Annotated in this window: 10 protein-coding genes; all 10 read left to right on the top strand. The window is 49.0% G+C overall.

Features of this window, described 5'->3' with window-relative positions; all coding sequences use genetic code 11:
- Nucleotides 1–127 precede the first annotated feature (127 nt).
- Complete coding sequence (gene leuC, locus FHS16_RS08910) at nt 128–1,543, top strand: 3-isopropylmalate dehydratase large subunit (protein WP_183561038.1); 1,416 nt, start codon at nt 128–130, stop codon at nt 1,541–1,543.
- Nucleotides 1,544–1,571: 28 nt separating this feature from the next.
- Nucleotides 1,572–2,171 (top strand): 3-isopropylmalate dehydratase small subunit, encoded by a 600-nt coding sequence (gene leuD / locus FHS16_RS08905; RefSeq protein WP_183561036.1) that lies wholly within the window; start codon nt 1,572–1,574, stop codon nt 2,169–2,171.
- Between the two features lie 156 nt (nt 2,172–2,327).
- Entirely contained in the window at nt 2,328–3,737 is a 1,410-nt protein-coding gene (locus FHS16_RS08900) for an N-acetylmuramoyl-L-alanine amidase (protein WP_183561034.1), read from the top strand.
- A gap of 19 nt (nt 3,738–3,756) precedes the next feature.
- A complete protein-coding gene (locus tag FHS16_RS08895) occupies nt 3,757–4,299 on the top strand; it encodes a GerMN domain-containing protein (RefSeq protein ID WP_183561032.1) in 543 nt (180 codons plus the stop codon).
- Between the two features lie 91 nt (nt 4,300–4,390).
- Nucleotides 4,391–6,877: an S-layer homology domain-containing protein gene (locus FHS16_RS08890; protein WP_183561030.1), complete on the top strand. Its 2,487-nt coding sequence runs from the start codon at nt 4,391–4,393 to the stop codon at nt 6,875–6,877.
- A gap of 163 nt (nt 6,878–7,040) precedes the next feature.
- The gene (gene nth / locus FHS16_RS08885; protein ID WP_183561029.1) at nt 7,041–7,736 is read left to right on the top strand and encodes an endonuclease III; all 696 of its coding nucleotides are present in this window, start codon (nt 7,041–7,043) and stop codon (nt 7,734–7,736) included.
- A 5-nt stretch (nt 7,737–7,741) separates the two neighbouring features.
- Complete coding sequence (locus FHS16_RS08880; RefSeq protein WP_183561027.1) at nt 7,742–8,014, top strand: NAD/NADP transhydrogenase alpha subunit; 273 nt, start codon at nt 7,742–7,744, stop codon at nt 8,012–8,014.
- A gap of 10 nt (nt 8,015–8,024) precedes the next feature.
- On the top strand, nt 8,025–11,690 hold the full coding sequence (locus FHS16_RS08875) for a dynamin family protein (protein WP_183561025.1): 3,666 nt from the start codon (nt 8,025–8,027) through the stop codon (nt 11,688–11,690).
- 295 nt (nt 11,691–11,985) lie between these two features.
- On the top strand, nt 11,986–13,773 hold the full coding sequence (locus tag FHS16_RS08870) for an ABC transporter ATP-binding protein (protein ID WP_183561023.1): 1,788 nt from the start codon (nt 11,986–11,988) through the stop codon (nt 13,771–13,773).
- The gene (locus FHS16_RS08865) at nt 13,773–15,596 is read left to right on the top strand and encodes an ABC transporter ATP-binding protein (RefSeq protein ID WP_183561020.1); all 1,824 of its coding nucleotides are present in this window, start codon (nt 13,773–13,775) and stop codon (nt 15,594–15,596) included. Before FHS16_RS08870 ends, FHS16_RS08865 begins: the two co-directional genes overlap by 1 nt.
- The last annotated feature ends 7 nt before the right edge of the window (nt 15,597–15,603 follow it).

Here is a 15,603-nt window from a genome sequence, read left to right as displayed (position 1 = left end):
AACTTCCATTATAGTTATTACCTATAGACTTTATAGATATTATATCTTGGATCAATGAAGAAAGAAATGCTATAGTAGGTTCAGTTAAGAAATGCAGAAGATTTAAAGAAACGATGGGGTGAATATAATGACGAAAAAGACAATGTTTGAAAAGATTTGGGACAATCACGTCATTCATCAAGAAGAAGGCAAGCCAAGCGTTATTTATATCGACTTGCAGCTTGTTCACGAAGTAACGTCACCGCAAGCCTTTGAAGGCTTGCGTTTATCCGGACGCAAAGTACGCCGCCCGGATCTTACATTCGCAACGATGGATCATAACGTACCAACTAAGGATCGTTTCAATATTACGGATCCGATCTCGAAACAGCAAATTGACACGCTTACGCAAAACTGTAAAGATTTTGGCGTAACGCTGTTTGACCTTGACAGTATTGACCAAGGCGTTGTTCACGTAATGGGACCTGAGCTTGGCCTTACGCACCCGGGCAAAACGATCGTTTGCGGCGACAGCCATACATCCACGCACGGCGCATTTGGCGCATTGGCTTTTGGTATCGGTACAAGTGAGGTTGAGCACGTTATGGCAACTCAGTGCTTGCAGCAATCGAAAGCAAAAACGCTTGAGGTTCGTTTCAACGGTACGAGAAAGCCTGGCGTTACGGCGAAGGATTTGATTCTAGGCGTAATCGCTCAGTATGGCACGGATTTTGCTACCGGTTATGTGATCGAGTTTACAGGCGAAGCAATTACGAGCTTGACAATGGAAGAGCGCATGACGGTCTGCAACATGTCAATCGAAGCAGGCGCTCGCGCTGGCCTGATTGCTCCTGACGAAACGACTTTCAACTATCTACGCGGTCGTCAATATGCACCAGCTGACTTCGAAGCAGCTGTAGAAGCTTGGAAGCTGCTTACTACGGACGAAGGTGCAGTATATGATACGGTTGTTCACTTCGATGTAGATGCACTTATCCCGCAAGTAACCTGGGGTACTAGCCCTGGTATGGGTACAAACATCACGGCAAAAGTGCCATTCCCTGCTGACCTTCCAACAGAGAACGAGCGCAAAGCCGCTGAAGCAGCGCTTGACTACATGGATCTTAAGCCAGGTACGCCAATGAATGAAATTGCTATTGATTATGTATTTATCGGATCATGTACAAACGGACGGATTGAAGATTTGCGTGCGGCTGCCGAAATCGCTAGAGGCTACAAGGTTAGCGACCGTGTAACGGCAATTGTCGTACCAGGTTCTGGCCGCGTGAAAATTCAAGCGGAAAAGGAAGGTCTCGACAAAATCTTTACGGAAGCTGGCTTTGAATGGCGCGATGCGGGCTGCTCCATGTGCCTAGCGATGAACCCGGATGTATTGAAACCAGGCCAGCGCTGCGCATCGACTTCCAACCGAAACTTCGAAGGTCGTCAAGGACGCGGAGGACGCACGCATCTAGTATCGCCAGCAATGGCTGTTGCGGCTGCGGTTAAAGGCCATTTCCATGATGTGCGCGACTGGGAAATTAAATCCGAAGTGTTGAACTAACTGAACGCGAGAGAGGGGTATATCCGATATGGAACCGTTTAAACAACTTACAGGCATCGTCGCCCCGGTCGACCGGGTCAATGTCGACACCGATGCAATCATACCTAAGCAATTTTTGAAGCGCATTGAGCGCAGCGGCTTCGGCCAATTCCTTTTCTTCGAGTGGCGCTTTCATGAAAGCGGCGAAGTAAACGCTGAATTCGAACCGAACAAACCACGTTATGAGGGTGCATCAGTGCTTGTATCCCGTGCCAACTTTGGCTGTGGATCTTCACGTGAGCATGCGCCTTGGGCGATTCTAGACTATGGTTACAAAGTCATTATCGCTCCTTCTTATGCAGATATTTTCTATAACAACTGCTTCAAAAACGGCATTCTGCCAATCAAGCTTAGTGAAGAGCAAGTTGAAGAGATTTTCCAACGCACAGCAAAGCATGTAGGTTATACTCTGAAAGTCGACCTAGAGAACAAGCAGCTGTCTGATGATTTTGGTCTAACAATCGATTTCGACCTGGATGAGCACCGTCGTCAATTCCTTCTGCAAGGATTGGATGACATCGGCTTGACGCTTCAGCATGAAGATAAAATTACAGCATATGAGCAAAAGCACATTGCTACTTTGGTTTAGGAAATGAAGCAAAGAGGACAAAGCAGCTCGTTAGAGCGATTTGTCCTCTTTTTTCCTTTTAACGCAACTTTTTCTGACAAGCTGCGTCTATATTTGCGTCTGTAAAAGTCGAATGCACTCATTCGATGCGGGCAATTTCAGTCATCGAGGTGGGAAATGAAAAGATTTGTGTCCATGTTGTTGTTTATGTCGTTGTTTTTCACGATGTTCGCCACTGTAGGACAAGCTGCAGAGGTCGTCCCAAAGCTATTTTTGAATGGTAATTTGTTAACTTCAGCCGTGAACCCGCAAATTATTAACAATGCAACAGTTGTGCCGGTTCGAACAGTATCAGAAGGCCTTGGTTATCAAATTGTCTGGGATAATACGACCAAAGCGGCGACGGTCACTCATGGCAGCAATATCATTAAGCTCAAACTGAATGACAATATTGCGCTTGTGAATGATCAAAAGGTTCAAATGGATACTACGGCATCCGTCATTAAAGGCACCACATTAGTTCCGCTTCGTTTTATCGGTGAGCAGTTCGGTTTGGATTTCGAGTGGAAGGCGACCGAGAAAGAAGTACATATGTATGAGCATGCGACTGAACCTACTGAACCCGTTATTCCAACGGATCCAGCAGTTCCGACAGGCCTCATAACAGAGGTAGCCTACAATGGAGAAAGCACGCTGACCGTAAGCTACGAGGGTGTTTCAAAGGCAAACAAGCCATTGGTATTAGACAGCCCGAAACGAATTGTATTTGATTTTCCAAATACGGGGCTAAACACGTTTTTGAGCGGACAAGCCGTAATCGATGTTACAGACAGCACTTATTTGCAAAAAATACGTTATTCTTTATTCTCGAATTCTCCGCCAACCGTTCGTTTGGTCATTGAGATCAGTGAGGATACCGGTTATGTGTTGACCGAAGATTTGGGTAAATTCAAATTAACATTCATGCCGCTAGCGGATGTACCAGTTGATCCAAACCTACCTGTTGATCCACCGATCGTAATAGACCCGCAGGAACCACCAGCGTCCAATGACATGTTTGACGTTGTGATAGATCCTGGACATGGAGGATCTGATCCCGGTGCCAAAAGCGTATTGAACAGATGGGAAAAGGAGTTTAACTTAAGCGTTGCGCTTAAAATGAAGGCTCTGCTCGATAAGGAACCTAAAATCAAAGCTCACTTTACGAGAACGGGAGATACGTACCCCTCTCTAGATGATCGGATTAAATTTGCTGAGAATTTAAAAGCCGATTTATTTATGTCCATCCATGCGAATAGCGGTGCTGCTTCGGCTTCAGGCGCTGAAACCTACTATTACCGTGAGAATAGCAAAGCACTGGCTGCCGTTATCCATAAACGCTTGATTGCAGCTACCAAAATCAAGGATCGCGGCGTTAAGAAGGAAGCATACAAAGTCATCAAGCAAACGACAATGCCTGCTGTCCTTATCGAAGCTGGATTCCTGTCTAATTCTAACGATGCAAAAATGCTGTTTGACGATGCTGCTCAGACACGAATTGCAACTGAGCTTGTAGCCGGAATCAAGGAATATTTCAAAGTGAAGTAGAAAGCAGGTGTTCAGTGTTATGAAACGATTCAAAGCACGCGGACTGCTTGCTGTCATGGTTGTTTCCGCTGCAATAGCAGGCTGCGGGGTCCAAGACAAGCCAAGCAACAATCAAGGCAGCGCTCCAACAGCGACGACAGCGCCTACCATTGAACCGACACCCGAAATAAAAGAAATCGAAGCTACTATTTACTTAACCGATGCCGAGCTGACTGAAACAGTGGAGAATAAAGTTAAGCTCTCGTACGAGACTGATTCTGATTTGGTTTCAGCGGCAATCGAAGCCTTGCAGCAGGATGCCGGCGATAATGCTTTGTCTTTATGGAAACCAATCGAGGTCAAAACCGTAGTACTCGAAGATGGACTTGTTACAATCGATATCCATCTGCCAGACGAGGCTCGTCTCGGAGCGCCAGGTGAGATGTTCGTCATCGAGACGCTCAAGCAAACACTTTTTCAGTTTGAGTTCGTTAAGTCGATTGCGTTATTGGTTGACGGTGCAGAAATCGAGACGCTGATGGGGCATGTTGAACTGGAGCATCCGATGTTGAAGGAACAATAGCATGATATCAAATGGCTTCGCTCCGCTCACTGAATGAGCGGCGAGGCCGTTCTGCGTAATTACATATGACAATCAGGAGGAATAGTCGTTTATGACCATGCCATTTGCAGGTAGGAAGCTATTGATCGGAGCACTCGCTTTTTCATTGGTGGCGGGCAGCGGAGTGATTATTCCAACAAGCCAAAATTACGTTGCCGCTGCTGCGTTAACAACACCTTTTAAAGATGTGACAAGCGGACATTGGGCGGAGAAACATATCGCTAAGCTGGCTCTTCAAAAAATTATCGAAGGAAATACGACTACGAGCGGTGCGTTCGTATTCCGTCCAAGCGAGAATGTAAGTCAACAGGAAGCAGTGCTCATGGCGCTGCGCTTTGCAGGATTAGACAAGAAAGCAGATCAAGATGAAATCATTGGTTTTCCGAATTCCTTCTCGGTAAGTGCTTTCTTCAAGGCTTACGTTACGCTCGCCTTTAAGGAAGGTCTGCTCGATCAAGTAGAGGAATTCGATTTGGCGTCGAAAGATACGAAGAACGCTTGGGGAACAAAGCCAGCTACCCGCGAATGGGTAACGAAGCTTATGGTACGAGCTATCGGCCAAAAGCAAGAAGCGCTGAACTTGCAAAACACAGCTTCTTCTTTCTCAGATGCTTCCCAGATTAGTGCGATCTATAAAGGTTACGTCAATCTTGCTGCTAAGCTGGAGCTGGTTAAGGGCGTAACATCCGTGAAGTTCGATCCTAAGGCGAACGTAACACGCGCTAGCCTTGCAACCATGTTCAGCCGTGCGGAAAGCCAATACCCTGTTGCATACGAAGGGCAGGTCGACGGAATCATTTCACGTATTACCGATAACGCGATAACGGTCTACAGCGATAAGAAAGAAACGAGCTATTCGATCAATGCGGATACGCTTTATTATACTTACAATACGGAAACGCCTATTACGAAGCAGCAATTGCTGGAGTATGGGGATGTTACTGTCATTGCCAGAGACGGTAAAGCATTATACGTCGAGGTGAAGGGTGACAAGGCACATACGTCTACAATAACAGGTACGCTTGATCGGGTTATTGCAAGTGAAAAGAAAATATATGTCTGGGTGAATGACAAGCCGGTTGAGATTTTTTATAACGATTCGCTTTCCGTCGTCGACAGCGATGGGAAGGCATTAGCATTGACAGCGATTAAGAGGGACAGTGCGATCTCCATTGTGCAGGATGCATTCCGCGATACGCCAATCGCCGTCAAAATCGTAGCTGCACCGCAAGCGTCATCGACAAGCGTGAAAGGAACGTTCTATGGCACGGATGGAGAACTAATCACGGTCATGCAAGGCACTACACTTGTTTCCAAGTTCATGACAGATGCCGTGACTCTGGAGATTGCAGGATTAACTGGAGCCACAATTGGCGACTTGATTAAAGAGGCGGATGAAGTTGAGCTTACGCTGAACGAAGCGGACCAGGTTACGAAAATCAAGGTTGCTAATCGAAACGTAAAAACAGTTGCCGGCGCGCAAATTGCTAGTTTCGTATATGACAAAAAACTGTTGACCGTCGTTGACGCTTCTGGCGGCAATGCCCAGGCCTTATACTTTACGGATAAAACGAAAATCGAATATAGCGGTAATCTCATTACATTAGCTTCGGCGACGAGCTTGTTGACTCAGAATCGCAAAATCGTGATTACTTATACAGGGAATTCGATTGTTTCCCTTCAATTCGTAACGAAATATACAGGCAATCTCGTTTCTATGAATTCGGCGTCAAATTTGATGATGGTTAAGCTGGATAACGGTTCTACGGTCGCTTTGCCTTATAATTCTGCTTATGTAGAGCACCCGTCCATCACAAGTGCCGCGTTTAGTGACTTAAAGACAGGCGATCTGATCACATTGGAATTAAACAACACGCAGGACCGTGTAGCTACGATAAAAGTACATGGAAATGCCCAATATGAGGTCGTTTCCGTTGATGCCACAGCGAAGAAGATACGCGTGAAAAATGCGATGACAGCTGTCTTTGAATTATCCGTAATTAGCACGGAAATCACAAATGAAGCAGGTGCCAAGCTGACGGTGGAGCAAGTTGCGCCAGGCAATCTGATCAACGTCAGCTATATCGGCAAACAAGCGGTCACTGCACGTACAGTAGCAGCCACATTCGGCAAAGTGCAAGCCGTATCGGCAAGCAGCGTGACGATCGTGGATCTTGCAGGTCAAACGACGGTGTATAATGTAGACGCAGGGTTCACTGCCATTAAAGGCACTTCTCAGAACAACGCATCTAACCTAATCGCGGTTGGCGACTATGTAGAAGTGCAGAAGTATGAAGGCAATAAGACGCAAATATCAGTGGCGATTGGTGAAAGCCGGATTTTTACAAGCTATAACATAGCTAGTGCGCAAATTTGGACAGAAAAGGTTTCGGATTCCGACAATCGAAATTATTTCAACGTAAACAGCAATACAAAATATTTTTATAATGGAAACGTGACTGCCGCAACGGCTTTCAAAGCGGGCGAAGCCATTACGATTTATGGATTCAGAAACTATGCGATCGCAGTGGTCAAATAGCAAATGAAGTGAAATAAGCCCATTTTTAGGGTTAGATATTTATATTTTGTGAAAAAACTGCCCTAAAGGGCAGTTTTTTTATAGAATGTGCTTGATTACGGTTGCGAAGCGTGACAATATTCGCTACACTTTGAACGATAGTGTTTGATTAGGGGAGAGGACGATGAGCACGAAACAGAAAATGCGTCATGTACTGGATATCATTGCGGAAATGTTTCCAGATGCACACTGCGAGCTTAACCATAGCAATCCGTTCGAGCTTACGATAGCCGTGCTGCTGTCAGCGCAATGCACGGATGAGACGGTCAATAAGGTTACGGTGGGCTTATTCGAGAAATATAAGCAGCCTGAGGATTATTTGAGCGTTCCGCTTGAAGAGCTGGAGCAGGATATTCGCCGCATCGGACTGTTTCGAAGCAAAGCTTCGAATATACAGAAGCTATGCCGAATCGTTATCGATAAATATGACGGTGAAGTGCCAAGGAGCCATGAAGGATTGACGGAGCTGCCAGGCGTAGGCAGAAAAACGGCGAATGTCGTTATGTCCAACGCATTTGGCGTGCCTGCTATCGCAGTCGATACGCATGTGGACCGCGTGTCGAAGCGGCTTGGATTCGCTAAGCCGGATGATTCGGTTCTTGAGGTAGAGAAGAAGCTCATGAAGCTTGTGCCTCGCGAGGAATGGACGTTAACTCACCATAGGCTCATCTTTTTTGGCCGCTATCATTGCAAAGCGCAAAGCCCGCAGTGTCCGATCTGTCCGCTGCTCGATTCGTGCAAAGAAGGAAAACTACGTATGAAGCCAGGCTTTAAAACCAAAAATAAGAGCATAAAACCTAAAATAGCCAATGAAGGATGATGACAATGAACTGTATTTCTGTGTACACAAAAAACTTTGAGCTTTTTTCCGATATTTATGAGCAAGTGCTAGAGTCTCCTCCAGAAGAAAACGAGGACATCGTAGTAGAAGGCATTACCGTAAGCGGCTCCGGCGATGTTCCTGAGCAATATATCGAACGTATGCGCGTTAAGCCCGAAGTTGTCGTTATGCGTGACAAAGAACGCAACATTATGATCTTGCAGCATGGCAACGTATTTGAAATCTGCCTGCCGTCTGAAGAAGAGCAAGCCGTTTAAGGAGAAGCAAATGACAGAAATAACCGTGCAAAGCATAGCGGGAGCTATATCCGAGGCAGCGGGCTTGATGGCCGCTGCAGGAGATACATTACATGCAAAGCAAGCACAGGAGCTGAACAGTAAGCTGACCGAGGGTCGGCTTACTGTCGCTTTTTGTGGACATTTTTCGGCTGGAAAGTCAACTTTGATTAATCGTTTATGCGGTACGAAGCTGCTGCCCTCAAGCCCTATTCCAACCAGCGCGAACGTTGTTTCGATTCGCGGGGGCGATCGGGCATACGCCGAGGTAGAAACAGTCAAAAACGGGGTTCGCTCGCAAGCAGAGGTACCGATTGATGAACTGGACCGCTATTGCGTAGACGGCGAGCAGTTTACTTCCGTTTCGATCATTTATCCGAGCGAGCAGCTGGGCAACCATACGGTTCTGCTTGATACGCCTGGTATTGATTCAACGGATGATGCCCATCGGATGGCTACGGAATCAGCGCTCCATCTGGCGGACGTGGTGTTCTATGTGATGGACTATAACCATGTGCAATCCGAAATCAATTTCGCATTTGCCAAGCAGCTGAAGGATTGGGGCAAGCCCTTATACTTTATTGTCAATCAGATTGATAAGCATCGCGAGCGCGAGCTTTCCTTCTCAAGCTATCGCCAAAGCGTAGAAGACGCATTTCATGCTTGGCATCTAGAGCCGGCAGGAATCGTCTATTTGTCGTTGCGCGAACCCAGCCATCCCCATCAGGAATGGGACAAATTTCTCGGTCTGCTAGACGGACTGCAGAAGATTCGGGAGCCGCTCTGCATTTATAGCGTAGACGCTTCTTTGCGTCATCTGGCTGCCGGCCATTTGAAGTGGAGCGAGCTTCAAGCTGAGCCTGAGCGTGAGCGGTTGATCCAAGCAGCGGGCGGAGAGGAAGCGGCAGCCCGCGTATCGTTTGAGATGGATCGCTTGAAGCAAGTTATTGAGCAGATTGGGAACAAAAAAGAAGTGTACCGGGCACAGCTTCGCAAGGAGCTTCAAACGCTGCTCGACAATGCGAATATTACGCCGGCAGGGCTGCGTGATTTGGCGCAATCTTTTCTTGAAAGCAGAAAGCCTGGATTCAAGGCAGGGTTGCTGTTTGCAGCTGCGAAAACGGCTGCCGAGCAGGAACGGAGATTGACGGCTTTCAGCGAGGAATTGAATAGCTTGATCAGCGCTTCAATTGATTGGCATGTGAAGCATTTGCTCCGCACGGAAGCCGAACGGGCGGACTTTGACGGCGCTGTTCTTGAAGCGCAAATGGCGCAAAGCCTCGCTTGGCTCCCTAATGCGGAATGGCTTATTTCACGGGTGAAAGCCGGTGCAGTCATTAGCAATGAATACACGATGACGTTCAGCCGCGATCTGGCAGCGGACGTGAAGGCTGAATATCGCCAGCGGGCGCTAGTGCTGATTGACGCGCTGGCGGATCATGCTGCTGCGGCAGGCGATCTGGCCGCGGCTGAGGCACAGGCACAGCTTGCAGCGCTTCGCGCGCAGGCTGGCGCACTTATGGCGCTGGCAGCGATTGCGAAGCGAGCTGGCGAGCATGAAGCGCGCCTTACGGCAGCGCTGCATGATGCGCCGGCTAGGCCGGCATTGCCCGCGCCGCGCGCAGCGGCCGGGTCCGGAGCTGCGGCGAAGGCGGCGAGCGAGGCCGCTGAAGCTGTTGCAGCTGCGAGCGAAGCGCAGCTGGCACGCGGAGCCGCAGGGGCGCAGCGTGATGCTGGAGCGCGGCGCAGCTCGCTCGCGGGCGGAGCCGCCCTCGCGCAGCAGCATGGCGCAGCCGCGCGCTTAGCGGGCGCGGCGGAGCTGCTCGCGCCGCATGCAGCGCTGGCCGCGGCTGCGGAAGCGATGCGCGACAAGGCGAAGCGGCTGCAGGACAGCCGCTTCACCATCGCGTTGTTCGGCGCCTTCAGCGCCGGCAAATCATCGCTCGCAAACGCGCTGATCGGCGAACCGGTGCTCCCGGTATCGCCTAATCCGACGACGGCGGCGATCAACCGGATCGTGCCCCCAACGGCGGAGCACGGCCATGGCACAGCGCGCATCGTCATGAAGTCGCGCGCTGCAATCGAAGACGACGTTCGCTACTCCTTAGCGCTGCTCGGAGAGAAGGCCGGCATCGACCAATTGCCCGATGCCGCAGCGCTTATGCGGGCAATTGACCGCTTGACTCCCGATTCTATCGGGGCAGGCGGACGCCCGCATTTCAGCTTCCTGCGCGCAGCCCGCGCAGGCTGGGAGCGGCATGAGCCGCTGCTCGGACAGCAGCTCTCCGTCGATCAAGCCGAGTATGAGCGCTACGTAGCAGAAGAGTCACGCTCTTGCTTCGTAAGCGAAATCGAGCTTTACTACGATTGCGAGCTGACCGCACAGGGCATCGTGCTCGTGGATACGCCTGGCGCGGATTCTGTCAATGCCAGACATACTGGCGTTGCCTTTAATTACATTAAGAATGCGGATGCCATATTGTTCGTCACTTATTATAACCATGCCTTCTCGCAAGCAGACCGTCAATTTCTAATGCAGCTTGGCCGGGTTAAGGATCAATTCGAGCTTGATAAAATGTTCTTCCTCGTGAACGCAGCGGATCTTGCAGCAGACGAGGAGGAGCTGACGGGCGTGCTGAAGCATGTTGAAACGAATTTGCTGCAGCATGCGATAAGATCGCCGCGCTTGTTCCCGGTTTCAAGCCTGCAGGCGCTTGACGGCAAGACGGATGGAAATGAGGAGCTGGTGAAACGCTCCGGCATTGAAGCATTCGAGCAATCCTTCCTATCCTTTATCCAGAATGACCTTGGCCGGCTTGCAATTGAAGCAGCCGAACAGGATTTGAGACGGGCGGCAGCAACCGTTGCAGGCTGGCTGAAAAGCGCGGAAGGCGATGCTTCCGTGCGTGAGGCAGAGCTTCATGCACTCCAAAACGCCGTGCAAGCGGCGAAACAGGATATTGCGACCCTGCAAGCGGGATCATTGCCTGAACAGCTGAAACAAGAGCTGAGCGAATTGCTCTATTATGTCGTTCAGAGAATTCAATATCGCTTCGGCGAGTTTTACAATTTTGCCTTCAATCCAGCTTCCTTGCAGGATGACGGGCGGGATTTGAAGAAAGCGATCTGGACCTCTTGGCTGGAGCTTCAAAGGCTTGTTCAGCTTGAGCTCTCGCAAGAGATGCTTGCTACCTCCCTGCGCATGGAACGAGGCATTCACACCCAGCTGCAGAAACAGTTCGCAAGCACAGCCCAGCGGCTGGAGTCGACCATCGCCGCGTATAGCGCGGTTCCTTATTCACCTTCTGCACTTCCAACGCCAGAGCAGCCTGCAGCATGGGAAGCGCAGTCGGTTGATGCTAAGCTGCTGTGGAGCCGCTTCAAAACGCCACGCCATTTCTTCGAAGGCGAAGGGAAGTCGCTCCTTCGCAAAGAGCTGGATACGCTGCTTGCCCCTTCCTTGAACGGATGGATGGCCGAGCAAACAGCCGCTTGGACCTTACTGTATGAGCAGATTTGGAGCAATGCAGCCGAGCTTGCGGGTTCGAAGCTTGCCGAAGACATGCTTGCATACGAAAGCGGCAAGCGAAGCTCCCTTGCGGGAAGCGCGGATATCGTTGAGCTTAGCCAGCTTCACAAACAATTGATTCATCTCTAATAGTCAATGGATATAGTCCATCCTATCGCATTAACAGCTGAATGCTTTTGCGGGTACCGTCGGTTCCCGCAAAAGCATTTTTTTATTTTGTGTGTTTCTGTGCAAAAAGTGAGCAATTGGCACATATTTGTCACGATTTAGGACCATTTGAGAGCATTAACCGTTTCCAATTTACATATCGCGACTATAAGCGGATTCAATCAGTTATATGCATACTTATACAGTTTGCTCGCTTTTCGGGATGCTGATAATATTCACTCATACTTACAAAATAGCAACGGGGAGATGGATTTACTTGGACGTTTTAAGACAATTGAAAGCATTTTATTGGGCGGAACGAAAATTTTTGTTCTCTTCCATTTTTTGCTTGATGTGCGCTACGGCGCTCGGACTTGTCTATCCGAATTTGCTGCGTTACCTGATTGACGATGTGATTACACCAAGGAAGTTCGAGCTAGTGCCGACACTTGCGTTCACGGTAGTCGGAGTCGTTTCGTTTAAAGGCTTTATGCAGTTTTTGCATGGATTCTTTGGGGGGCGGCTTGGCAATAAGGTTGCATTCAGGATGCGCAACGGATTATACGACAAGCTGCAAACGTTATCGTTTCAGTATTATGACAAAGCGAAAACGGGCGATCTCATGTCGCGCCTAACTGCGGATCTAGAGGCGATCCGAAACTTTATCGGCTTTGGCTTCGCTCAAATTTTGAACATGGTGCTTATGATTGTCTTTGGCGGAGCCATGATGCTATCGATTCATTGGCAGCTTACCTTGATCACATTGGTGACCATTCCACTGCTCGCCTTCACGGCTGTTCGGTTCGAGAAGAACATTCATCCGGCATTCCGGGAGATGCGTCAAGCGATGAGCAATCTGACGACTGCGGTACAGGAAAATATAACTGGCGTGCGTACTGTTAAATCGTTTGCGCGCGAATCGCATGAAGTATCGAAGTTTTCGGTACGGAGCGAGGCTTACCAGACGAACCAAGTCGGGGCAGCCAAGATTTGGGCCAAGTATTTTCCTGTCATGGAGCTGGTCGCCAACTTAAGTGCGGTTATCCTGCTCGTAACGGGCGGTATTCTAGTCATTAACAAATCTCTTCAGCTTGGTGAATTCGTAGCGTTCTTCAGCTTGATCTGGTACATTATTGGACCGATGTGGGGACTTGGCTTTCACATTAACAACTACACGCAGTTCAAAGCTTCAGGCGAGCGTGTGCTCGGGTTGCTGAATGAGCATGTGCATGTCAAAAATATCGAAGACGCCATTGAGGTTAATAACGAGACGTCGAAGGGGCATGTCCGCTTTGACCATGTCACCTTTAATTATCCAGACAAATCACCAGCCGTTACCGATCTGGTTATTGATGCGCCCGAGGGCTCTGTAATCGGCTTGCTAGGTGCGACCGGTTCAGGGAAATCAACGATTATCCAATTGCTCATGAGAGCCTACAATGTTAAAAAAGGTACGATAACGCTTGACGGCATTGACATTCGGAATCTGGATGTAGCTAGCCTGCGCCGCTTGATCGCGCCGGTCTTCCAAGAAACATTTTTGTTCTCGGCATCGATTCGCGACAATATTGCTTATGGCGTACGAGATGTTACGCCAGAGCAAATCGAATATGCGGCTAAGCTCTCGAATGCACATGATTTCATCATGGAGCTGCCGCTAGGCTACGATACGATCGTGGGCGAGAGAGGGATGGGCCTATCCGGCGGACAGAAACAGCGGATCGCGATTGCGAGAGCGTTGATCAAAAATCCGCGGATTCTTATTTTGGATGACGCAACCAGTGCAGTCGATATGGAAACGGAGCATGAAATTCAAGCAGGCTTCAAAGAGCTGATGGCAGGGCGCACAACCTTCATTATCGCGCATCGGATCTCGTCGCTGAGGCATGCTGACGAAATCATCGTATTAGATAAAGGCCATGTCGTGCAACGCGGTACGCACGCGCAGCTTATCGCGCAGCGTGGTCCGTACAGAGATACTTACAACATTCAATACGCTGATCATCCGCTCGTAGACGGACTAGATGCCGAGGATGCGAATGATCGGAAAGGGAGTACCGTCTAATGAGCAGCAGTGTCAAAGCAAAGGCAAGCAATAAAAACGAACGCTTCATCTATCAAGATGACGAGCTGATCGAAAAGCCCTTTAACTGGGGGCAATTACGCCGTTTGTTTATGTATATGAAACCTTACTCCAAAGAGCTGATGCCGGTTATTATTATGATGATTCTGGGTACGGTGACACGCCTTGGCGTGCCTGCGCTCGTCATATTTGCGATCGATGAAGCGATCGCTCCGGCGAACGGCCAAACAAGCGTGCCAAAGCTGCTTATCATCGCGGGCCTGATGCTATTTTTGTATATTATTCAATGGGCTTCCAATACGTACCGCATTAAATATACGAACATTATCGGCCAGAAGGTTATTTATGACCTGAGGAACCATTTGTTCCAGCATATTCAGAAGCTAAGCTTCCGCTTCTACGACAAGAGACCGGCCGGCTCAGTGCTTGTGCGTGTAACGAACGACGTTAATGCGCTGCAGGATCTCTTTACGAACGGCGTAGTCAATCTATTGATGGACTGCGTTCAGTTATTCGGTATTGTAATCATCCTGCTTGTGTGGAACTTCAAGCTGGGACTCGCGGTAATGATTACGGTACCGCTCATGTTCCTGGTGTCAACGACGCTCCGCAAAAGAATACGGTTCGCTTGGCAGGACGTGCGCATTAAGCAATCACGCATCAACTCTCATTTGAACGAAAGTATTCAAGGGATGAAGGTTACTCAGGCATATGTGCAAGAGAAGGACAATATGAGCTTCTTCGACCATATGAACTCGGTTAACGTGAAATCATGGAACAAAGCGTCTGCGCTCAACCAAGCGTTCGGACCGGTTATAGAGGTAACGTCAGCAATCGGAACCTTTATTTTATTCTGGTACGGCTCCCATCTGATCCAAACAGGAGCCATCACGATTGGTTTGCTCGTTGGTTACGCCAATTATATCGGCAACTTCTGGGATCCGATCAACCGTCTCGGCCAGATGTATTCCCAGCTGCTTATTGCGATGGCATCATCAGAGCGAATCTTTGAATTTATTGATGAGGAGCCAACCGTAGGCGAACTAACGCATGCGAAGCCGCTTCCGCCAATAAAAGGTGCGGTGACCTTCGACCATATCGTCTTTGAGTATGAGAAGGGACGGCCGGCACTCAAAAATGTCACAATTGACGTGAAAGCAGGCCAATCCATCGCACTGGTTGGCCACACAGGTTCCGGTAAAAGCACGATTATCAACCTGCTATGCCGTTTTTATGATCCGGTTGAGGGACGTGTTCTGATCGATGGGATCGATATTAGGGATGTGACAATTGAGAGCTTGCGCTCACAGGTTGGTATCGTGCTGCAGGATACGTTTATATTCGCGGGTTCAATTCGCGATAATATCCGTTATGGCCGATTGAATGCGACGGACGCGGAGATCGTTAAGGCGGCCCAAGCGGTGAATGCGCATGATTTCATTATGGATCTGCCGGATGGCTACGATACGCAGGTTGAGGAACGCGGGAATGTGCTTTCGATGGGGCAGCGCCAGCTTCTATCCTTCGCTCGGGCGTTGCTAGCAGATCCGCAAATTCTAATCTTGGATGAAGCGACAGCAAGCATCGATACCGAGACGGAGCTCAAGATCCAAGAAGCGCTCAAAATATTGTTGTCCGGCCGTACGTCATTTATGATCGCTCACCGCTTATCAACTATTCGTCATGCCGATGAAATTATCGTGCTTGATCATGGTCAGATTGTCGAGCAGGGCAATCATGAAGCATTGATTGCGAAGCAAGGCGTGTACAACGGGCTAATCGAAGCTCAGTATCGTTATCTGTAATAGGCTT

The sequence above is a fragment of the Paenibacillus endophyticus genome (assembly GCF_014192395.1).
Lineage (GTDB): Bacteria > Bacillota > Bacilli > Paenibacillales > Paenibacillaceae > Pristimantibacillus > Pristimantibacillus endophyticus.
The sequence above is the reverse complement of the archived record's forward strand: the minus strand, read 5'-3'. Positions and strand labels throughout refer to the sequence as shown.

Excerpts from the sequence above, each read along its gene's own strand:
- leuC (WP_183561038.1), top strand. The coding sequence starts at position 128 with ATGACGAAAAAGACAATGTTTGAAAAGATTTGGGACAATCACGTCATT.
- leuD (WP_183561036.1), top strand. The coding sequence starts at position 1,572 with ATGGAACCGTTTAAACAACTTACAGGCATCGTCGCCCCGGTCGACCGG.
- FHS16_RS08900 (WP_183561034.1), top strand. The coding sequence starts at position 2,328 with ATGAAAAGATTTGTGTCCATGTTGTTGTTTATGTCGTTGTTTTTCACG.
- FHS16_RS08895 (WP_183561032.1), top strand. The coding sequence starts at position 3,757 with ATGAAACGATTCAAAGCACGCGGACTGCTTGCTGTCATGGTTGTTTCC.
- FHS16_RS08890 (WP_183561030.1), top strand. The coding sequence starts at position 4,391 with ATGACCATGCCATTTGCAGGTAGGAAGCTATTGATCGGAGCACTCGCT.
- nth (WP_183561029.1), top strand. The coding sequence starts at position 7,041 with ATGAGCACGAAACAGAAAATGCGTCATGTACTGGATATCATTGCGGAA.
- FHS16_RS08880 (WP_183561027.1), top strand. The coding sequence starts at position 7,742 with ATGAACTGTATTTCTGTGTACACAAAAAACTTTGAGCTTTTTTCCGAT.
- FHS16_RS08875 (WP_183561025.1), top strand. The coding sequence starts at position 8,025 with ATGACAGAAATAACCGTGCAAAGCATAGCGGGAGCTATATCCGAGGCA.
- FHS16_RS08865 (WP_183561020.1), top strand. The coding sequence starts at position 13,773 with ATGAGCAGCAGTGTCAAAGCAAAGGCAAGCAATAAAAACGAACGCTTC.